The sequence below is a fragment of the Legionella yabuuchiae genome, from assembly GCF_900640115.1.
GTDB lineage: Bacteria > Pseudomonadota > Gammaproteobacteria > Legionellales > Legionellaceae > Legionella_A > Legionella_A yabuuchiae.
This window is the reverse complement of record NZ_CAAAIW010000007.1, coordinates 59,797-81,353: the sequence shown is the minus strand read 5'-3', so window position 1 is coordinate 81,353 and position 21,557 is coordinate 59,797. Positions and strand designations below refer to the sequence as shown.

Below are 21,557 nucleotides of genomic sequence, written 5' to 3'. Positions count from 1 at the left end.
TTTGCCGCTAAAGAATATAATTAAAATTATATTTATTATTTGATTGTTATGGTTAATATTGATGCAATTCCACAACGGCAGGCGGTCGCACCACCGCACCCTATCTATGAAAGTGTTGGTAAATTTGTTCGGCCAAATGCAAACTAATCCCTTGCACTTTTGCAATTTCATCAACGGGAGCTTTCGCCAATTCACGAAGCCCGCCAAATCGACGGAGCAAAGCTTGTCGCCGCTTTGCTCCAATGCCTGGAATGGTTTCCAATGAGGATTCAAGTCCCGCTTTACTTCTTTTTTTACGGTGAAAGGTGATGGCAAAACGATGCGCTTCATCACGGATATGTTGCAACAAATGAAGTGCTGGTGAATCGGCGGGTAGCGTCACTTCTCGTTGTTCATCCGCTAAAATTAATTGCTCCCAGCCTGTTTTTCGAGTTGGACCTTTTGCGACACCCAGCAATTGAACGGTAGAAATATTTAATTCTTGCAATACTCCACTGGCTACTGCCACTTGCCCTTTCCCGCCATCAATAACTAATACGTCTGGTAGATTTTTATCGACCATGGCTCGTTTAAATCGTCGGCTTAAAGCCTGTTTCATCGCTGCATAGTCATCACCCGGTGTAATGCCTTGAATATTAAAGCGGCGATATTCATTTTTGTTAGGCCCTTGTTTATTAAACACAACACACGAAGCTACTGTAGCATCCCCTTGTGTATGACTAATATCAAAGCACTCCATCCGTTGAATATCCGTTTCCCGTTTTAAAAAACGCTGCAAGGCCTGATAGCGCTTTTCCGTCATCGTCTCTGAACTCATTTGTTCAGCAATCGCCATTTGAAGATTATTGTTTGCAAAATCCAACCACCGAGCTTTTACTCCTCGAGGTCTGGTTTGAATACGGCAAGATTTTCCGCGTAAAGTCGTTAACATGGATTCTAAAGCCGATTTATCAAAAAGCGAGTGATTGGTAATAATTGTGGCTGGAATTCGCTCGGGAGTGTCTGCATAATAATGATGGACAAAGGCCGAAAAAACTTCTTCCCATAGATCTGAAGATAAGTCTTCAGCATCATACAATGATTGTTTCGGCACCGAAGGAAAAAAGCTTTGACTCGCCAAAACCTGCCCATCTCGAATGGTTACACACTGAACGCAGGCAAAACCAGGTATAGCAAAGATGACGATGACATCCGCATCTCCTCGCAGTTGCACCATGCCTTGTTGCTCCTGAACCAGTCGTAAGTGCTTAATTTGATCTCGGATTCTAGCAGCCTGCTCAAAATTTAATTGACTTACGGCATCCTGCATGCGTTTTTCGAGTTCGTACAACAGATCCTGAGAGCGGCCCTGTAATAGGTTAACTGCATCATCTACGCTTTGACGGTATTCTTCTTCAGAAATATAGCCAGTACAGGGCGCGCTGCAACGTTTAATTTGATATTGTAAACAAGGACGTGAGCGGCCACTAAAATAACTGTCGCTGCAATTTCGAATCTTAAAGACTTTTTGGATGGTACTTAATGTTTCCCGTACAGCAAGTACACTTGGGTATGGGCCAAAAAAATCACCTTTTTTAGGCTTTTTCTTGGTGCGCATAATTTCCATACTTGGATATTGGTGATGGCTGCTGACATGAAGATAAGGATAGGTCTTATCATCACGCATCAAAATATTATACTTAGGCCGCAACGATTTAATCAGACTGCTTTCTAACAGTAAGGCTTCCGTTTCACTGCGAGTTACATCCACTTCGATTGCATTCACTTGGGAAATTAACGATTGGGTCTTTGCGCCAATGTTCGCCTTGCTGAAGTAACTGCTCACCCGTTTTTTTAGATTAGCCGCTTTGCCTACATATAATACAACCCCATCCTGATCCAGCATGCGGTATACACCTGGTTCTGTGGTTAGGTTTGCGAGGTAGTTAGATATATTTTTATCAACTTGATTCATTATCTATAAATTATACTACAAACTATATTTACCGTGATCTTTCAAAATGCGACCGTTAAGCGAATACTTTTTCCGCCTAAGCGTAGAAAAAACGTTCATGATAGGGCTGGCTATCACTTTACTCAACGCTTGGACAAAAAATTATATTGCCTAAAATATCGCATTTTGAAAGATTACGGGTATATCTGGCGGGGATTATTCTTCAGTGACCGAATCCGATGGCTGTTCAATGACTCGGTGCTTCATGGCTAGATAAGTCAATTCGACATCGTTTTTAATTTCAAGCTTTTCAAACATGCGATAACGATAGCCATTGATCGTTTTAGGACTTAAAAATAAGCGCTCAGAAATTTCTTGAACCGTCATGCCTGAAGTAATCATGAACATAACTTGCATTTCACGTTCGGATAAACGATCAAAGGGAGAGTCTTGAGAAGTTTGTAAACTGCTGATTGCCATTTTCTGGGCTACTTCGGCACTCAGGTAGCGCTCTCCTTTAAACACTTTTCGAATCGCAGTAGCCATTTCTTCAGCGCCGGACTCTTTGGTTAAATACCCCATTGCGCCGAGTTGCAATACTCGGCCAGGCAATGGCGCAGCGCTCATAGCCGTGACAGCGATAATTTTGACGTGAGGGTTAGATTTTTTAAGACGTCTTGTGACTTCCCAACCGTCGATTCCAGGCATTTTCATATCCAGCAATACAACATCAGGATGGTGTGCTTTTACCTTAGCTAAAGCCACTTCACCACTCTCAGCCTCAGCAACCACGTCCATATCCGATAAATCTTCTAATAATCGTCGAATTCCCATACGAACCAATGCGTGGTCATCAACAATTAATACTTTAATCAATTTATGCTCCTTGACAGATTAGCCAATGAACACCACGGGTTGGTTGATATTAACAAGAGAACGGTTTGATTACAACGACCTTGACGAACCTACCTGTGTACATAAGACAAAAAAACCACCGAACCTTAATTTCCTGTGAGCATGCGGGTAAGGGGCATGCTTTTGAGGGTTATTTTGAGGCATTTTTAATAAGCCTAGAAACAATTCGTAACTCCACATCCTTAAGCTACTCTCCCCATTGGAAGAAGGAAACTGGCGTATTGACTAAAAATATTATGAAATTAGGCTGTTAATTTTATACAGCCTGAGTACAATTTCCAATTTGCTTTCTTAATTTGAGGGGAGTTTATCATGCCTCTGACGGTGACCACCACAATTTCATCCGATGTTTTTACGTGTGCAAAAGACAGTGAACAATCATTCGCTTCACGTAAGTTGCGAATTATCATTAAAGAAAAAGGTGGAAGCTGGCAAGATACAGTATTACGTAGCGAAAGTGGCTTTCCACAAGGTACTGAATGGATTATGAATTGCTTTCCTGGAAGTAAAGTTTCTCACCACCTGGTTAGACGGGTTAGTTCTGTCAGAAACTTGGAAGATTTGGAATCTGGCGAGTCAGAATTACGTCAACTGTATGGAAGCTTACAAGAACAGCGTAATACTTCCCCTGTGACGGTTCCTGCTCATCGTTATAAAGAATGGTATCGCTTTGTCAATGAAAAAGTATGGAATAAATTTCATAAATCAAGTCACGTTTCATCGGACCTCGGCTCTTTAGATTCTGATCTCGTCATTACTTCTGAAGAATGGCGTCTTTATCAAACCGTCAACAAAAAATACGCCAAGGCTCTGGCACGAGATATAATCTCAGATCTATTAGCAAGGCGGCCGATTAGCCTAGACATCAATTGGCTTCATGACTACCAGATCATGCTGGTGTTTCATTATTTAGAGCAGTATTTAAAATCTGTGATTTCAGAGCTTACCCCATCACCAAGCACTGGTGAACTTAGTCCTCATTATTCAGAAGAAGAACAACGCCGTTTACAAAAAGCCTTGCCCACTGCCCTACGCGCGATAAAAACCAGTTATTTTCATCATATACCCTGGCCAGACGTGGATACGTTTAAAGCAGAATTTCCGAGCATTCCGAACTTTATTCGACCCTCTCTTCCCGAAGACGATGATTCCGATACCGAATCAGAGATAGCGCCAGAGCCAGACGACTTACTCAATACCGGTAAAGAAATAATTGATGGGTTACTCTCCTCCAATCACATTGCTTTTCAAACGGAAAAGGACGCATCAAACTTTATTGACTGTGTGCGATTTTACTATCCTGACGCAAGATTTGAAGCGTTCAGTTCTCGACATACTGCCATAACCTTACCAACAAAAACATTGGATGTTCATGTTAATCCTATCGGGACGGACTACCGTTTATTTGCCACAAGGGATTTAAGTGACCAAGCGATTCTTAATTATTATGGCAAACTCCTCGGTGTTTCAATGAAATGCGAAGGAGACTCAGACGCTCATTTTGATTTACGCTTAGAACAATTAACTGAAGCCGCTATGCATTCTTATCTTAATGCTTTGGTGGAAAGCCTTATTAAAGAGTTAAACGCTCCTGGCGATCTTGCTTCGTTTCTTAAAAGTCGCCTAACACTTGAACCATTGCAAACAGAGGCCTTTCAACAAACCAAGCATGACCTTGATGCTGAATTTCAAGCCCGAGGTATTGAACAACGTTTTTTATTGGATCAACTCCTTAAAGAAGCATCTCAAGGACTTAATCTTTTACAAAAAGCGCAAGCGGACTTACTCAGTGATTATCGGACGTTAAAACCTTTATGGGACTTTAAACGTCGAACCCCTGGAACGCAGTTATTTACTTCGATAGGAAGGTTAGATCCTGAAAAAAATGTTCTTATTTTATTAGACGCTTATTTAACTTATCTTCAACGGTGCATAGCGGAGCATCAACCCATCCGGCATTCATTATTATTATTTATTGTTCCCTCACGGTTAGAAGTTCCAGCTTATCAGCAAGAACTAAACACCATTCTGGAAAAATTTCTTGCTATTAAACGATTTCTTTCAGAACACAGTTATATTGCAGATAATTTTGTGTATTTAGCCGAAGAAAAAACCTTACAAGAAGCCTTAACCAGCCCTGGAAAAACTCCCTCAAAGCCTAAGCTTATATCACCGAACGCTATGGTTGAATTTTATCGACTCGGGCCAGTTATGATTAGCTCGCGAGCCGATGGGATGAATCTCGTGGTCAAAGAGTGGGTTTCTGCTCAAGATAGTCTGGTTCAGAGTTGTCTTCAGAGATTATTTCATTTTGTGCAAGATTATTCTTCTCCAGTAATGTCACGAACCATGGGCCAGGAAGAAAAAGACGCGTTCATAATTTATGCCCGCGCTTTACAGGAGTCATTTACTGAGAACAAACAGCTTTATGATGTACTTACAAAATTAGAACTCGATTTTACAAGTATTTTAACCGCATTTTTTCAAAACTATAAAGAAGAAATCCCAGCGCTACCCATGCTTAGTCAAAATGCTGGGGCTTCAGCGCAATTACAGCAAGCCTGTATTATTGATCCCTTAAATCCCACGTCGCTTCTTGAGCAATTTCAACAAATGGATTGCTTAAACCCTATCCAACGCGTCGCTCGTGCTATAGAACTCAAAAGAACAGTGCAATGTGAAAATGGTCAAGAATGGCGTCGCGATATTATTGATCAAGTCTTAGTCAGACAAACCATGTCCGATTCTAGTCAACACATTGCTCAAACCCTAGTGAAGAAGAATGGGCTAATTTTTATTGACTATGATGGTACCATTTCGCCCCACGTCCCCAATCCCTATGAAGCCTGGCCAGACCCTAGAGCAAGAACTGCTATTTTAGATCTGATGAAAGTCGCCCCTGAACAAGTTGTGTTCATTACGGGCAGAGACATTGCAACTTTTGAATCTATTTTTTGGGGTGGCCCTGGTCGTGAAGAGTTAGTCAGCATTCCTTTAACGGTTATTGGCTCTCATGGTCTTGAAGTAAAATATAGGGATGGCTTTCAAAACGTTTTAGTTGATTTCACTGAGCGTGAACAAGTATTAATTAGGAGCCTAAAATCCGAAACAGCAATCTTGGAACTAAAACAAGCCATACGCGCTATTTTAGTACCCTATTTCGACTCTGATATAGATCCCTCGCTCATTGATGCACTGATTGAGGAAAAAAATTATTCGATTTCTATAGTATCCTCACCCTTGCGTGACCTGATTAAAAATGAATCTGATTTAAACCTAGTAGAACATAAGTTTGCCCAACTTTTAAAAGCTAAATTTCTAACGCCTAAAGAGGGAGAATCTCCAGAAGCATTAGCGAACTTTTCAGTGCAACGAGGCATTCATATTTGTGAGCTACGCTATAACCAGACTAAAGCCAAGGCGGCCTCTGAATTACTGAAAGATGAACGATATCGCTCCGTAACTCATATTGCATTCATGGGAGATGATTTTGGCCAAGCGCATCAACCTGGCACCGATTACTCTTTTGCGGCCTGGATTAATGAGCACAATGCTAATCCACAAAGTCCGTATACAGGTACTGTTATTCAAGTGATGCCCGATCATAAACGCCCAACTCAAAAACAATCGCTTTCAAGCCCTGCTAGACCCAATTTAATCGTTCGATCGCCCAACGTCGCTGGTGAGTTTTTAACTCGTTGTTCCAAATATGCTTTTGAAGCAAACTCTCGTCATGCCCTAATCACACAAGCTATCGCACAATTAAGTCAGCGATTTGCAGAACGCACTGTTTTGTTGCCTTCTAAGACCAAAGCGTTAACTATGGAACAGCCTGAACTTTTTGATGCTGGGCCAGACTCCTGCCAAGGATTTGTCAAGATTTAAAACGACAACAGATTAAGTGCAGTTCTTATTAAAATGGAACAGCCGTGCGAGTTAGCAGACACGGATATGGATACTTGGGTTATTTTCTTCCACTGGAAACAGTGGAGGAAACTCGCCTAATTGACAGGCTTTTTCAATGAACCCTCGTACATCCGAATGCACAAATTCATACAACTCTTCATAACGATGAACCACAAAATATATCGGTTGTAACTGATCGATGCGATAAGGAGTTCGAAAAGCAACAACGGGATTGAAGAGAACGCGCATAGGAACATCGCTTTCAATGCTATATTCTGTTTCACTGATAGAAGAAAGAATTCCCCCCCCATATGCTCGCAGACCTTGCTCAGTCTGAATAAGACCAAACTCGACCGTAAACCAAAACAAGCGCTGCAACAACGCCCATTTGGATTCTGGAAACTCCAAGACTTTACGTGCATAATCGTGAACAAAATCGGCATAAACTGGATTAGTTAACATAGGGCAGTGGCCGAACAATTCATGAAAGATATCCGGCTCTTTAACATAATTTAATTCGTCTTCACTACGAATAAAGGTTGCTGCCGGAAATCGACGCCGAGCCAAAAGCTCAAAAAATTCTCGCGCGGAGATCAAGGCATCGACAGGGGCGACCTCCCAATTAGTCAGTGCTTTTAAGCGCTTCGTGACATCGGGCAATTGTGGGATTTGATCGGCTTTTAATTCTAAACTTTTTAGCCCGTGTAAATACTCGTCAGCGGCTCGTCCCGGTAATAACTCCATCTGCCGCTGATATAAGAGTTGCCAGATACGATGTTCCTCTGGAGAGTAATTAACATATCCGTGCTCATCCGGTTTATGAGAAACATAGCGACTGACAAACTCCATACCCGCTCCTTTTACTAATGATGTTTTTTAAGAACCCAACATGACTTAATCATAGTGCATCTATTAATCATAGTGCATCTATTAGTTAAATTATATACCCGTGATCGTTCTAAATGCGTGTTTTTGGGGCCTTTATTTTTTGTCCTGCCGCATTTTCACAAGCGAGTAAGGGTCTATTTCTTTGCGAGTTTTTTAAAATGCGGCAGGGCAAAAAAACGCATAAATCACACATTTTGAACAATCAGGACTATATGCCTCGTTTTAACTGTTCAATAGGAATTAACGTTTCTGTTCCATGATTGGTTTGGCGGCTAGTTCCTTTCCAGGCATGGCCATAAACCACTTCGTAGGTTAAGGGATATCGCTCATCGATGGTAGGATATAGTTGTTTAAATTGCTTCCATCTCTGCTTGCCTGTTAAGCCTTTATTGCGATTGGAATGGATATTGCGTACACCTTGTGATTTCAATGAGTGCAACAAAGCTTCAAGGGATTGGAAATGGACCGTTAGCATTTCCATGTCCACAACAGGATCCAGGAATTGCTGTTGCATTAGCTCATCGCCTAGATCGTGCATATCCATAAAATCATTGACATGATTAAAGCCATCCACTTCACCCCAGGTTTTCCTTAATTCCAAAAAGGTATCTGGCCCAAGGGTGGTAAACATAAAACATCCACTTAAGTTCATCACCCGACTAATTTCTTTGAGTGTCTCCATAACAGGATAAGACCAATGCAAAACCTGATTAGCGAATACTAAATCAAAGACTCCAGTGGCAAAGGGGAGCTTCGTCATATCACCGTTAATTAATAACCACTTTCTTCGCCAACCTTGTTTATTTTGAGCCTCATGAAGCATTGCTTTCGCCAAATCAAGACCGACTATCTTAGCTTTAGGATAAAATGTTTTAAGCTTTTGGCTAAAAACCCCTGTCCCGCACCCCAGATCTAAAATAAAACATGGGTTTATTTTCAAATATTGCAACCGCTCAAACAACCGATTTCCGATTTCGGTTTGAATTTTGGCTGATTGTTCATACTGCTTGGCCTGTGCATTGAATGAGTTGCAAATTTCAGTGTTTATATTCATGATACCGTCGTTAACTGGCCCTAAGGATCCAACTCGCATGGAATTAAAAAAATGGAGTATAACACAACCCATTGCTCTGCCTTCAATTTGTGCGCTTTGCGAACATTATCATCATAAAGGTCCGGTGTGCAATGAGTGTCAACGCTGGTTGCTTACGCTTGGTTCTTCCTGTCAAATTTGCGCCTTACCCTTGCTTGAAGATACATTTTCTTTTTGTGGTCGATGCATCAAACAAAAACCCGCATTCGATAACGTGTCTGCTTCTTATCGTTATGAGGAGCCTTTGCGGATTTTGCTGCATCAATTTAAATATAACGAAGCATTGTATTTAAATGCTTTTCTTGCAGACCTAATGTTACAATCACCCCCAATCAATATAAAAGCTAGCGAATGTTTAATACCCGTGCCCATGCACCCAGAGAAGCTTCGAACCAGAGGATTTAATCAAGCGGCCGAACTCACTAAATACATAGCAAAGACACTAAACAAGCCATACGACTTAAGGCTTTGTAGTAAGATTGTTAACACACTTTCCCAAGCAGGACTTAATCAAAGAGATCGGCAAAAAAACATCAAATCTTCGTTTTATGTGCGACCGAACCGATATAAACACGTGACCATTATTGATGATCTACTCACCACAGGGTGGACTGCTCATGAGCTTGCGAGCCAATTAAAAGCAACAGGAATTTTAACTGTTGATGTGTGGTGTTGTGCCAGGGCGGTGATGGATTAAAAGACTTGGCTTACTGAAGATATCGTTGTAGATCATTCATTAATAATTGAATCATGGCGACGACTAAAATGATTAACGCAAGGCGGTGTAATAAAATTTCAAGGGGCACAGAGATTGGCTTGCCTCGTATTTTTTCAATCATCGCATACACAATAGATCCCCCATCCAAACCCGGTATAGGCATTAAGTTAACGAGCCCAACCGCAAGACTTAGATTCGCGATAAAAAAGAGGTAAACCGCTACGCCATGTAAAAATGAAATAACCATTTCAGAAAACAACCCCAGGGGCCCAAGCAGCGTGGCAAAGGGAATCGTTGCAGTAAATAGTTGTTTTAACATGACTAAGAAGAAATATAAAATTGAAATCATTTCCGCAAAAGCCTGATATAAAGCTTGAAACAATGATACACCTGGAACTTGTTTTAAATGCGTTTTCGATACATCCGGCTTTATTCCAAGTCCTTTCAATAAATCGTTTTTTTTCTGACTATATTCCCATTGATTTAAATTAAGATGTCGTTGAACTTGTTCGCCTGACGGTTTTTGTATCAAAATTGGAACATTCGACTCATCAAGGAGCATGATAAATTGCATACCCACCGCTCGCCAAGATGGGGTTAGTTGGCCATTAATCGCTAGAAATTGATCGCCCGATTCAAGTCCTGCCGCTGCCGCAGGACTTGGAGACATTATCGCCGCAATGACTGGTGTCATTTCCCGATGCCCGATCATAAAATAACTTTGCAACGCAAATAGCGCAACAATCGCATTAGCGAGAGCCCCAGACAGAAGAATAATCACGCGTTTCCAAATGGCTTTCTTATCGAAACAATAGGGCTGCAGCTCAGGAGGAACCGGTTCAATGCGTGAATTTAATAACTTAACATATCCTCCGATTGGCCATCGTGCCCACGCCCATTCAACACCTTTTTTACTGCATTTTAAGATAATCGGTTTTCCAAAGCCAATTGAAATGCGTTTGATCTTAACCTTAAACAGCTTAGCAGCAAGCGCGTGACCTACTTCATGTAATCCAATCACTAAAATTAATGATAATATAATCGCAATAATGCCAAATACTAAGGACATATACACCTAATTACCGGGTGTTATCGATAACTAATTTCAACATAGGGATGCCTCTTCGTCTAGTTAATTCACACCCCTCACGATAGACCTCAAATGTTCGATAAGGTTCGGCCGTCTCGCTATCCACCAACTCGACATCTTCTCCGCTATCATCCACCAAGGTTACTGTTAAATGCATTTCACGAAATTGCTGAATTTGATAACGTTCTTTAAACATCCGAATCACATTAATTAAACTTTCCGTTGCTTCATCACTGCTATGGTTTCCCTGAAATATAATATCCATATAACCCCCCTCGGGAACAGCCAATCTGTATAAAAATTGATTACTTTATGTAACGGCTGATTTGCTAAAGACTTTAGGATCAAATGATTTGGAACGTTGTTTTCAAATACCACTACCTTTCTTGCTTCTACCTAGTCCGATACGTTTCTCCACCTGGCTGATATGCTTCTCCACCTCGTCCTATTTATTCGGGCCATCTAACTTGATCAGTTATCCTAGCTGAAGCGCTTTAGGTATTTATTCTCTGTACATGACAAAAAACCTGTCATGTACAGAGGTATTTATTAAGAGAGTCTACAAAATTGTCACTCGATAGGTTACAATTATTAACCATTAGATTGTTACTTTTCAGATATTCAACACTGTGTTTATTGCCTGCGGACTTAATCATAAAACAGCTCCTCTTGAGGTGCGTGAAAAAATCGCGCTGCCCGTGGAGAAACAAGCCTCGATGCTGAATCGCCTGGTAGAGCTACCCGAGGTATATGAGGCCGCCATTTTATCTACGTGTAACCGAACAGAGATTTATTGCCACACCCAGGATCCCGATGCAATTGTTCCATGGATAGCCCAAGAACAACAGTTATGTCCCTCGAGTATTCAGCCCTATTTCTATCTTCATCCTGGTCACAGCGGCATTCGACATACCTTACGAGTAGCCAGTGGGCTAGACTCCATGATGCTTGGTGAGCCGCAAATCCTTGGTCAATTAAAACAAGCGTATCAATCGGCTTGCGAAGCCGGTACGGTTAAGCAAAATCTTCGCCAAGTGTTTGAATACGTCTTTAGTGCAAGCAAGCGAATTCGTAATAACAGCGGCATTGGAAACAACCCAGTTTCCATCGCTTTTGCAGCCGTGCAACTAATCAGCCAATTATTTAGTGATTTTAAACCACTTAATGTATTTATTATTGGCTCAGGAGAAATGTCTTCCCTGGTTGCAAAATACTTGCATAAGCATGGGGTTAATCAATTTATGGTTGCCAGTCGCAGTTATGAAAAAGCCCAAACTCTGGCCGCTCCTCTTGGGGGTAGTGCTTTAGCCATCAGCGATATTCCAGAACATCTTGCTAAAGCTGATATTGTGATTTCGGCCACGGCTTGCCCATTGCCATTCATCACGAAAAGCTTGGTTAACCAAGCCATGGCTGAGCGAAATCATGCGCCCATGTTTTTTTTAGATCTCGCGGTTCCTCGTGATATTGAATCAGATGTAGCTGAACTCGATAACGTTCATTTATACAACATTGACGATTTAAAATTAATGGCCGATAAAGGCATGAATGAACGTCGTCATGCCGCACATCACGCTGAGCAATTGGTCAATTATGAGTTAGAAAATTACATTCGCTGGCATCGCTCACTCAAAGCGAATGAAATCATTTGTGATTACCGTTCACATATGCAATCCATTGCCCAAAATGAATTGCTGCGTGCAAAACAAAAGCTTGCAGCAGGCCATAGCCAAGTTAGCGTACTTACCGAATTTACTGCGCGTTTAGTTAACAAACTCGCGCATCATCCCACTATAGGATTACGCCAAGCGGCCGAAGACAATCGCCAAGACTTGCTTGAACTGGCACAATATTTGTTTAAAACCACCACTGGCACAACTCCCAATGAAACCATCACTTGAACTTAAGCTTGAGCAAATGCATGAACGCTTTGAGGAAGTCGGTCGACTGCTGTCTGAGCCCCCCGTCATTGCCGATCAGGATCAATTCAAAGCGTTATCGAAAGAATATGCGCATTTAGAGCCCGTCTCTACGTGCTATAAAGATTACTTAAAAGCCAAAGAAAACCTTTCTTCCTTGGAAGAGCTGGCCGAAGGTGACGATAAAGACATGGCCGCCATGGCCCAAGAAGAAATGGATGCCGCCAAAAGCGAAGTCGAGCGCTTAGACGAAGCGCTGCAATGGCACTTAATTCCCAAAGACCCTGCCGATCAAAAAAACGTATACCTTGAAATTCGTGCCGGAACAGGTGGGGATGAAGCGGCTATTTTTGCAGGAGATTTATTTCGCATGTATAGTCGGTACGCAGAGACGCAGCGTTGGCAAATTGAAGTGATCAGTGCCAGTTATGGTGAGCATGGTGGTTATAAAGAAGTGATTGCTCGAGTCAGCGGCAATAATGTCTACAGCCAATTAAAATTTGAATCCGGTACTCACCGCGTTCAACGCGTTCCTGAAACCGAGTCTCAAGGTCGGGTGCATACTTCAGCCTGCACCGTCGCAATTCTTCCTGAAGTCGAAGAAATTGATGATATTGAAATTAATACCGATGAACTTCGAATTGATACTTATCGCTCTTCTGGAGCCGGTGGTCAGCACGTTAACAAAACCGATTCAGCCATTCGGATCACCCACTTACCGACCGGATTAGTGGTTGAATGCCAAGACGAACGCTCGCAGCACAAAAATCGCTCAAAAGCCATGGCGTTACTCAAAACTCGTTTATTGGATGCCGAACAACGTAAACAACGTCAACAGCAAGCTGAAACTCGAAAATTAATGGTTGGCAGTGGCGACCGCTCAGAACGAATACGAACTTACAACTTCCCTCAAGGTCGGTTAACCGATCACCGGATTAACTTGACGCTTTATCAGTTGCAAGATGTCATTGCTGGTGATTTAACTTTTATTATTGACTCGTTAAAACGTGAATACAATGCTGAGTTACTGGCTGAATTAGGCCATCATGACTAACCTAATATTCTGGGCTTGAGATGGGTACGATTAAAGATGCGCTGACAGAAGCTTCCACAACACTAACCCCACATAGTGAATCGCCCCGTCTGGATGCAGAAATTTTACTAGGGCATGTTCTCAAGCAATCTCGTACGTTTCTGTTCACGCACCCAGAGAACGAATTATCATCCGAACAGAAGGCTAAATTTAACCAACTTGTGGCCAAACGCCAGGAGGGGGTACCTATCGCTTATTTGATCGGTACTCGTGAGTTCTGGTCACTTCCTCTAAAGGTCACGAAAGATACCCTAATTCCAAGACCTGAAACCGAACAACTGGTGGAGCTTACTTTAGCGGCATTAAAAGATATTCCAAACGCATCTGTACTAGATTTAGGCACGGGCAGCGGTGCCATTGCACTTGCTTTAGCTACTGAACGACCAGACTGGAAGATTTGCGCGTCGGATACTAGCATAGAAGCGCTTAAAGTGGCGAGGCATAATGCATCTGAGCTTAGTATTTCTAATGTAGATTTTATCCATTCCTATTGGTTTGACTCCATCCCTTATCAAACGTTTCACGCCATTGTCAGTAATCCTCCTTACATCCCAAAGGGAGATCCTCATTTAAACCAAGGAGACGTGCGATTTGAACCCAGATCCGCGCTACAAAGTGGTATAGAAGGATTAGATGATATTCAGAAAATCATCCATAACGCATCCCATTTTTTAACATCGGGGGGAGTTCTTTTAATCGAACACGGTTATGATCAAAAAACAGCAATATTATCATTACTGAACCAACATGGGTATGATCAAACCCAATGCTGGCAAGATTGGCAAGGCCATGATCGCATTTCCGGTGGCATTCATCCGTGATCAGGAGTCAGCTTAAGCGCTCTCTGAAATATGATTCCTATCTCTATGAATTTATGATAAAAATAGGAAATTAGCCGGATGCTTTTGTTTAAATAAGCTATAGTTGATGAAATAACATTTTTTTGGTATACCTAGCGCTTTTTAAACAAAAGACGTATCGCTTGCCAAACTGGCAACGATGGAATCGCTACGAAACGCAGGAGCACCGATATGTCGAAAGAGCCGATTGATTTAACTAGCAAAAGTGAGCGCAATGTGAAGAGTGATGCAGTAAGTAGCATGGGAATTGCACCCTACCAAGAAAAAAAGGGTGAAGAATATATGAATAAGGACCAGCTGGCGCATATAGAAAAAATTCTATTAGCCTGGCGCCAGTCTCTTATGGAAGAAGTTGATCGCACCGTTACCCATATGAAAGACGATGCTGCAAACTTTCCAGATCCATCCGATCGTGCAAGCCAAGAAGAAGAGTTCAGTCTTGAATTACGAACCCGTGACCGAGAACGTAAACTCATTAAAAAAATTGAAGACTCATTAGAACGTCTTCACGATGATGATTTTGGTTACTGCGAAGCGTGTGGAATTGAAATCGGCTTGCGCAGGCTTGAAGCCCGCCCAACTGCGACGTTATGCATCGATTGCAAAACCTTATCCGAAATTAAAGAACGCCAAAACCAAGGCGGTTAATCCTTATTTTTCTGAATGCTTGTTGAATTCTTTCAACAAGCATTGTTTACTGGGGCGATGGCAAAGGGAAAAACGGCTGTAAGAAACTCAAATTCTTTTCTAAACTGCCTTGATTTGCCTCAAATACTTGATTGGCATTTTTAACAAGCGTATCTTTTACCGCTTTGTTGTGATGCAATTCAATAATCTTCTCAATCAACGTATCCGCATCTTCAGCCATACAAATTGCATTCGCAGTAAGTAAAGCATCAAAGATAGCCTTTGAGTTTTGATTATAAGGCCCGGTTATGACAGGAACCTTCAGTGCAATTGGCTCAAGTAAGTTATGACCGCCAATAGGAACTAAACTCCCTCCAACGAAACCATAGTCGCTAAGCTGATAGAACGCTTGAAGTTCGCCTAAGCTATCAATGACAACCACATCGCAAGTTTCAGTAATAGACGAACTATTACTCCTTAATCCCGTCTTTAACCCCAAAGAATGAGCCATTTGATAAACTTCTTGAAATCGTTCAGGATGACGTGGCGCGATAAGCAGTAGTACTTTATCAATCTTTGAGCGCAAACGACTGTATCGAGTTAATAGTTGTTCCTCTTCATTAGCATGGGTGCTCGCCAACAATAATACTGGGCGAGAGGTTCCCCAGGTCATTTTTAAGTGCGCTACGGGATTGATATCAAAATCAGCCTGTTGTAAATCAAACTTCAAATTACCAACAACGGCAACTCTGTTTTCGTCGGCACCAAGTTGAATAAACCGTTCTCCGTCTTGATGACTTTGCACCAGAATACGCGTCAACTTATTCAGAATGGGTTTAAATAAAAATCGCATTCTTTGATATTGTCTTAAAGCTCGATCGGAAATACGGCCATTGATGATAAACAAAGGCATATGAATTTTATGAGCGATATAAATAAAATTAGGCCAAATCTCCGTTTCAAGAATAATTCCTAACTTTGGATTATAGGTGGAATAAAACCGTCGCGCTGCATAGGGCAGATCATAGGGTAAATACTGATGATACACGCGATCACCAAACAGCGTTTTAACTCGCTCAGACCCTGTTGGGGTCATGGTGGTTATCACCACTTTTAAATTCATAGCCAGTAACGTTTTTATTAAAGCAGATGCAGCGTTCACTTCACCAAGAGAAACGGCATGTAGCCAAACATCAGCGGGTTTTTCCTTTAAACTGAGTGAGAAACGTTCTGGAATACGATGACGATAAGCGGCTAGTTTTTTTCCCTTGCGGTATAACCGGAACAGAATATAAGGAATGCAAAGAAACAGTAAAATTGTGTAAATACGGCGCATAGGCTCATCAATTTTCGGAGATAATGGCTATTATACCCGTAATCTTTCAAAATGCGTGTTTTTAGGCGCCTTTATTTTTTGTCCTGCCGCATTTTAAAAAGCGAGTAATGGCTCATTCCCTTGCGAGTTTTTTAAAATGCGGCAGGGCGAAAAAGAAAAAGCATAAATCACGCATTTTGAAAGATTACGGGTATATACCGTTATATGATCATAGAGGTAAGGACTGTTTGAAAAACGGGGCTAAGATCACCTATGATTTAAGAAAACCCTGCCTAGTAGCAAGAAGTATTATATAGTAGTTAACATGCCAAATTTTAAAGATCCTCAAACTAAAATGAATTTACGCCAATTTTTTACGACCCAAACCTGGTGGGGAAAGATCATTGGGGCCATTATGGGCTACTTAATGGCCGGTTCTGCCGGTGCCTTGTTCGGAATCCTGGTGGGTAACTTATTTGATCGAGGCTTAGCGCAACACTTTGCTCATCCCTATTGGCATTATCATTCTGAAACACGCGAACAAATTCAAAAGAAATTTTTTGAAGTAACATTTTCGGTCATGGGGCATATGGCAAAAACCGATGGTCGTGTATCAGAAGAAGAAATCAAGCTCGCTTCCGCTTTGATGCAGGAAATGAAATTAAATTCAAAACAAAAAAAACAAGCACGGGAACTTTTTCGCAAAGGAAAAAGCGCTGGATTTGACTTAGAAAAAGAACTTACTGAATTAAGATTAGCCTTGCATGATAACTCGGAGCTTTTAAAACTCTTTATCGAAATTCAGTATCGCGCTGCCCAAACGGATAGTTTATCTGCAAATAAATTAGACGCTATGAATACTATATTGCGCTATTTGGGATTTGCGCCACTCTATGAACAATATCGATTTTATGAAGATTTTGACTACAACCCCAACGCTCATTCGAAAGAACAAGCCCATACGCACCGCTCCTCTTCAAGCAGACAAAGTACTCACCGCCCAAGCGATTCATTAGCGCAAGCCTTTGCTATTCTCGAAGTGGATCAAAATGCAAGTAAACAAGAAGTTAAAAAAGCTTATCGCCGCCTTATGAGTAAAAATCATCCCGATAAGCTCATTGCCCAAGGTTTACCCGAGGAAATGATTCGCTTGGCGAATGATAAAACCCAAAAAATTTCAAAAGCTTATGAACAAATTTGTGCAAGTAAAGGGTGGTAACCTTACCGCATAAATTCTATTTCTTCCAAAAGGATGTGGTATGAAAGCATGGCATACAAAAAGCGTTGAAGAAACCCAAAAAATTCTGGAGGAATCCACAAAGGATTACGGCCCAAATGAACTGCAAAAGATTAAATCAACGCGTTGGTATACCATGCTGGCTCGCCAATTTTTTAATATACTGATTCTTATCCTGGTTCTTGCCACCCTGTTATCGTTTTTTCTTGGAGATATTATTGATGCCATCGCCATTTTGACCATTGTAATCTTTAATGGGTTTTTAGGGTTTATCCAAGAATGGAAGGCTGAAACTGCTATAAAAGAATTACAAGAAATGCTATCCCCTCAATGCACAGTCATTCAAAACGGTGAAGAAACAGTAGTTGATGCGAAAACTCTTAAACCGGGTGATTGCGTTCTTTTACACTCAGGCGACGTTGTTCCTGCGGATATTCGCCTTACGGATTCTGCCAATTTAACCATTAACGAAGCAGCATTAACTGGAGAGTCTGCTCCCATTGCTAAAAACACCAAACCACTTCCCGAAGATACCTCTCTAACTGAACGTAAAAATATGGCTTTCATGGGAACCCACGTGGTGAGCGGTCGTGGGCGAGGGTTAGTGGTAGAGATAGGAATGCAAACGCAATTTGGACGTATTGCCGAATTAACTGAACAAGTTAGTGAAACTCAAACTCGTTTGCAAAAGGAATTGTCCATTTTGGGTCGGCAATTTGGGATCATTGCCCTAGTCATTTCAGCAATTGTTGTCATTGTAGGTATTATAGGTGGTCGAGACATCATGAAGATGTTTATGACGGGTATCTCGCTTGCTGTTTCTGCGATACCAGAAGGACTCCCCGCAGTTGTCACAATAGCCCTCGCGCTAGGGGTGAGAGCCATGGCTCGGAAAAAAGCGTTGCTACGGAAGTTACAAGCTGCAGAAACATTGGGCGCTGTGTCCATTATTTGCACAGACAAAACCGGAACGCTAACAAAAAACAAAATGAATGTTCAAAAAATTTGGCAAGCCGATGCAACTTATAACATCCAAGGAACAGGATATGAACCTTCTGGAACATTTGAGCAAGACAACGAGGAAATTGATCCTCATTCAAATAATGATTTAATGGCTTTAATCGAGACCGCTAGAACCTGTAATAATGCTCGCATTAAAGAGAAAGAAAACACTTGGGAGGCGGTTGGCTCACCCGATGAAGCGGCGCTCATGGTTATGGCGATGAAAGCGGGACTAAAACAAGAACCTGAGTCAGAAATAATAAGAGAATTTTCTTTTGATTCAAACCGTAAACGCATGTCAGTGATAGCGAAACATAACTCAAATCAGGTTGTTTATGTCAAAGGCGCACCAGAAGTGATTTTATCCTTGTCAACCACCTATTTAATTGATGGTGAGTCCAAAGAACTCACTAAAGATCAGCGCAACACGATTGAAGACGCATACATTAAATTAGCCGAAGACGGGTTGCGCACGCTAGCATTAGCGCGAAAGACAACCGGTACTGAAAAAGAACTTACGGTTGAAGAAGCTGAAAGCGAACTAACTTTTCTTGGGTGCGTTGGATTGGTTGATCCACCGCGACCAGAAGTTCTGGAGGCGATAAAAAAAGCTAAGCGTGCAGGCATAAAGGTGATGATGATCACAGGAGACTCTCCCATCACCGCTAAAGCTATTGCAAAAGAAATAGGTCTTAAGGTTGAAAACACCCTGACCAGCAATGATGTGAAGGAACTCAATGATGAGGAATTATCGGACTTATTGCAAACACAGATTCTTTTTGCTCGCACTGTGCCTGAGGATAAACTTCGCATTGTCAAGTTGTTACAGTCCAAAGATCAATTAGCTGCCATGACTGGAGACGGCGTAAACGACGCACCTGCGCTAAAGCAGGCAGATATTGGCATTGCAATGGGAATACGGGGCACGGATGTGGCAAAGAGTGTGGCCGATATTGTATTAACGGATGATAACTTTGCATCCATCATCGCCGCTGTCCAAGAAGGGAGGCGGCAGTATGCAAACATTCAAAAATTCGTACTCTTTCTCGCTTCTTCGAACATGGGGGAAGTGCTGGCAATTCTCATCAACATTTTTATGGGTGGACCATTAATTATGGTTCCTATACAAATTCTTTGGATTAATTTGGTAACAGATAGCGCTACGGCGATCTCATTAAGCGTTGAGCAACCGGAAACCGATATCATGGAACATCCGCCACGAAAAATTAATCAACCTATCTTGAATTGGAATTCGTTATTATTGCTCGTGTTTTTTGGATCTTACATCGGTATTACAGCCTATGTATTATACGCGTTCTATCTGAGGGAGTCCTATGAGCTAGCCAATACGGTTGCCTTCACGGCCATTGCCATTATGGCAAATATTCATGCGCTTAATTTCCGCAATTTACAAAGACCCATTGCAGAAATTGGTTGGTGTTCAAACCCATGGCTATTACTAGCGATTGGTTCAATGGCGGCATTACAGCTGTTAGCGGTTTATTTGCCAGGATTACAAACGATACTGCATACAACGGCCTTATCTTGGCGTGACTGGGCAATCATTACCCTAAGCGCTCTACCCTTATTTCTTATTCCTGAAGGCATTAAATGGCTACGGGGGAAGGCATGGTAAGCTGGATATGGATTATTAGCGGTCTAGTTTTTTTATACTTGGGCGGTGAGGGATTAATACGTGGCAGTGTGGGGATTGCTGAGAAATTGCAACTTTCAACGCTTTTAATAAGCACGGTTATCATTGGATTTGGGACTTCTGCTCCAGAGCTGGTTGTTTCTGTTGCTGCCGCACTCGATGGCTATTCTGAGATTGCTATAGGCAATATTGTTGGCAGTAATATTTCAAACACCATGTTAATTCTCGGGTTGGGGGCAATCATTTTTACCATCCCTTGCAACGCTCCACAAATTAAATTAGATGCGCTCATGGGCGTGATTGCCTGCTTGCTTTTGGCTTTATTGTCAATCCCAGGGTATATCCATCGTTTCACAGGCTTTTTAATGCTACTTCTTTTAATCGTGTACCAAAGTTTTAATATTTGGAAAGAAAAAAAACTCGCTCAAGAAGAAACACAATCAGAAACCAAGTTTAAGAATCAGATTAAAAAAGAAATCATCCCTACAACCATTGCCTTGCCAAGTGCTTTGCTATTATCCATCTTCAGCCTTATATTTTTAGCGCTAGGAGCTCATTGGCTTGTAAAGGGCGCGGTAACGATCGCATATCAATATGGCGTTTCTGAGGCAGTTATTGGCTTATCCTTAGTAGCCATAGGCACATCAGTGCCAGAACTGTTCACCGTTCTTGTCGCGTCCTGGCGTAGGCATCCTGATATGGTCATTGGCAATATTTTAGGCAGTAATCTTTTTAATCTTTTATCCATCCTTGGAATCACCTCCTTAATACAACCCATTCCGTTTACTGGGAAAATTGCCGAACAAGATGTTTGGCTGCTATTAGCTATATCCAGTTTTCTTCTGCTGGTCATTTTAAAACGAAAAAAAATTGACCGCCTTGTCGGCCTGAGCTTGTTGTTATCTTATGGTCTATATCTTTACTGGCTTTTTTTATGATCGATGAAATCTATTTACATAGCTCTCGTGAAACTATAAAAAAATTTAATCCCTACGGCGTCTATCTCAGCTTGTAGACTTTATGGGTTAATTTATATTGGGCGGACAGAAGTTGGTATTAAAGCAGATCAATTGTTTGAAGATTTTGAATGGAAGGCCATTTACTCCTACTTTAAGGAAAAAAATACCCCATGAGTGTCCCGTTTTATCCGAGGTTATTTTAAGGATTGTCCGCTTGGGCGGGCACAAGCCTACAAAAAATGGACATCCTCCGGGGATTAAAACCATGTAGATCGGCTTGCAACAATTTACCATTGCTGCCCCGATGTATCGTAATATGTAAACTAAAACTTAAGGCTAATTGGAAGC

Annotated in this window: 16 protein-coding genes; 9 read left to right on the top strand and 7 right to left on the bottom strand. The window is 41.6% G+C overall.

The window, feature by feature from the left end:
* Nucleotides 1–100 precede the first annotated feature (100 nt).
* The gene (gene uvrC / locus E1O47_RS04135) at nt 101–1,954 is read right to left on the bottom strand and encodes an excinuclease ABC subunit UvrC (protein ID WP_133130005.1); all 1,854 of its coding nucleotides are present in this window, start codon (nt 1,952–1,954) and stop codon (nt 101–103) included.
* A 195-nt stretch (nt 1,955–2,149) separates the two neighbouring features.
* Nucleotides 2,150–2,809: a two-component system response regulator LetA gene (gene letA, locus E1O47_RS04130; RefSeq protein ID WP_133130004.1), complete on the bottom strand. Its 660-nt coding sequence runs from the start codon at nt 2,807–2,809 to the stop codon at nt 2,150–2,152.
* A 351-nt stretch (nt 2,810–3,160) separates the two neighbouring features.
* Here letA and E1O47_RS04125 point away from each other — a divergent pair, with 351 nt between their 5' ends.
* Nucleotides 3,161–6,733, top strand: coding sequence for a trehalose-6-phosphate synthase (locus E1O47_RS04125; RefSeq protein ID WP_133130003.1), 3,573 nt, complete (start codon nt 3,161–3,163; stop codon nt 6,731–6,733).
* 51 nt (nt 6,734–6,784) lie between these two features.
* On the opposite strand, the gene phhA is transcribed toward E1O47_RS04125, so the two are convergent.
* The gene (phhA, locus tag E1O47_RS04120; protein ID WP_133130002.1) at nt 6,785–7,603 is read right to left on the bottom strand and encodes a phenylalanine 4-monooxygenase; all 819 of its coding nucleotides are present in this window, start codon (nt 7,601–7,603) and stop codon (nt 6,785–6,787) included.
* 247 nt (nt 7,604–7,850) lie between these two features.
* Entirely contained in the window at nt 7,851–8,696 is an 846-nt protein-coding gene (gene bioC / locus E1O47_RS04115; protein WP_133130001.1) for a malonyl-ACP O-methyltransferase BioC, read from the bottom strand.
* A gap of 37 nt (nt 8,697–8,733) precedes the next feature.
* Here bioC and E1O47_RS04110 point away from each other — a divergent pair, with 37 nt between their 5' ends.
* Nucleotides 8,734–9,432, top strand: coding sequence for a ComF family protein (locus tag E1O47_RS04110; RefSeq protein WP_242601999.1), 699 nt, complete (start codon nt 8,734–8,736; stop codon nt 9,430–9,432).
* A 10-nt stretch (nt 9,433–9,442) separates the two neighbouring features.
* On the opposite strand, the gene E1O47_RS04105 is transcribed toward E1O47_RS04110, so the two are convergent.
* Both E1O47_RS04105 and E1O47_RS04100 read right to left on the bottom strand, forming a co-directional pair.
* A complete protein-coding gene (locus E1O47_RS04105) occupies nt 9,443–10,522 on the bottom strand; it encodes a M50 family metallopeptidase (protein ID WP_133130000.1) in 1,080 nt (359 codons plus the stop codon).
* 10 nt (nt 10,523–10,532) lie between these two features.
* A complete protein-coding gene (locus E1O47_RS04100; RefSeq protein ID WP_133129999.1) occupies nt 10,533–10,808 on the bottom strand; it encodes a hypothetical protein in 276 nt (91 codons plus the stop codon).
* A 364-nt stretch (nt 10,809–11,172) separates the two neighbouring features.
* Between E1O47_RS04100 and hemA the strand changes: the two genes are divergently transcribed.
* From hemA to dksA, 4 genes are all read left to right on the top strand, one after another.
* Nucleotides 11,173–12,444 (top strand): glutamyl-tRNA reductase, encoded by a 1,272-nt coding sequence (gene hemA / locus E1O47_RS04095; protein ID WP_133129998.1) that lies wholly within the window; start codon nt 11,173–11,175, stop codon nt 12,442–12,444.
* A complete protein-coding gene (prfA, locus tag E1O47_RS04090; RefSeq protein WP_133129997.1) occupies nt 12,428–13,516 on the top strand; it encodes a peptide chain release factor 1 in 1,089 nt (362 codons plus the stop codon). Before hemA ends, prfA begins: the two co-directional genes overlap by 17 nt.
* 20 nt (nt 13,517–13,536) lie before the next feature.
* Complete coding sequence (gene prmC, locus E1O47_RS04085) at nt 13,537–14,376, top strand: peptide chain release factor N(5)-glutamine methyltransferase (RefSeq protein WP_133129996.1); 840 nt, start codon at nt 13,537–13,539, stop codon at nt 14,374–14,376.
* Nucleotides 14,377–14,586: 210 nt separating this feature from the next.
* Nucleotides 14,587–15,063, top strand: coding sequence for an RNA polymerase-binding protein DksA (dksA, locus tag E1O47_RS04080; protein WP_131776753.1), 477 nt, complete (start codon nt 14,587–14,589; stop codon nt 15,061–15,063).
* A gap of 46 nt (nt 15,064–15,109) precedes the next feature.
* On the opposite strand, the gene waaA is transcribed toward dksA, so the two are convergent.
* Entirely contained in the window at nt 15,110–16,378 is a 1,269-nt protein-coding gene (gene waaA, locus E1O47_RS04075; protein ID WP_133129995.1) for a lipid IV(A) 3-deoxy-D-manno-octulosonic acid transferase, read from the bottom strand.
* 334 nt (nt 16,379–16,712) lie between these two features.
* On the opposite strand from waaA, the gene djlA reads away from it, so the two are divergent.
* Genes djlA through E1O47_RS04060 form a run of 3 tightly spaced genes read left to right on the top strand, consistent with a single transcriptional unit; the run spans nt 16,713 to nt 21,188 of the window.
* Entirely contained in the window at nt 16,713–17,576 is an 864-nt protein-coding gene (djlA, locus tag E1O47_RS04070; RefSeq protein ID WP_133130033.1) for a co-chaperone DjlA, read from the top strand.
* Between the two features lie 40 nt (nt 17,577–17,616).
* Nucleotides 17,617–20,232 (top strand): cation-translocating P-type ATPase, encoded by a 2,616-nt coding sequence (locus E1O47_RS04065; protein WP_133129994.1) that lies wholly within the window; start codon nt 17,617–17,619, stop codon nt 20,230–20,232.
* Nucleotides 20,208–21,188 (top strand): calcium/sodium antiporter, encoded by a 981-nt coding sequence (locus tag E1O47_RS04060; protein WP_133129993.1) that lies wholly within the window; start codon nt 20,208–20,210, stop codon nt 21,186–21,188. Before E1O47_RS04065 ends, E1O47_RS04060 begins: the two co-directional genes overlap by 25 nt.
* Nucleotides 21,189–21,557: the final 369 nt, after the last annotated feature.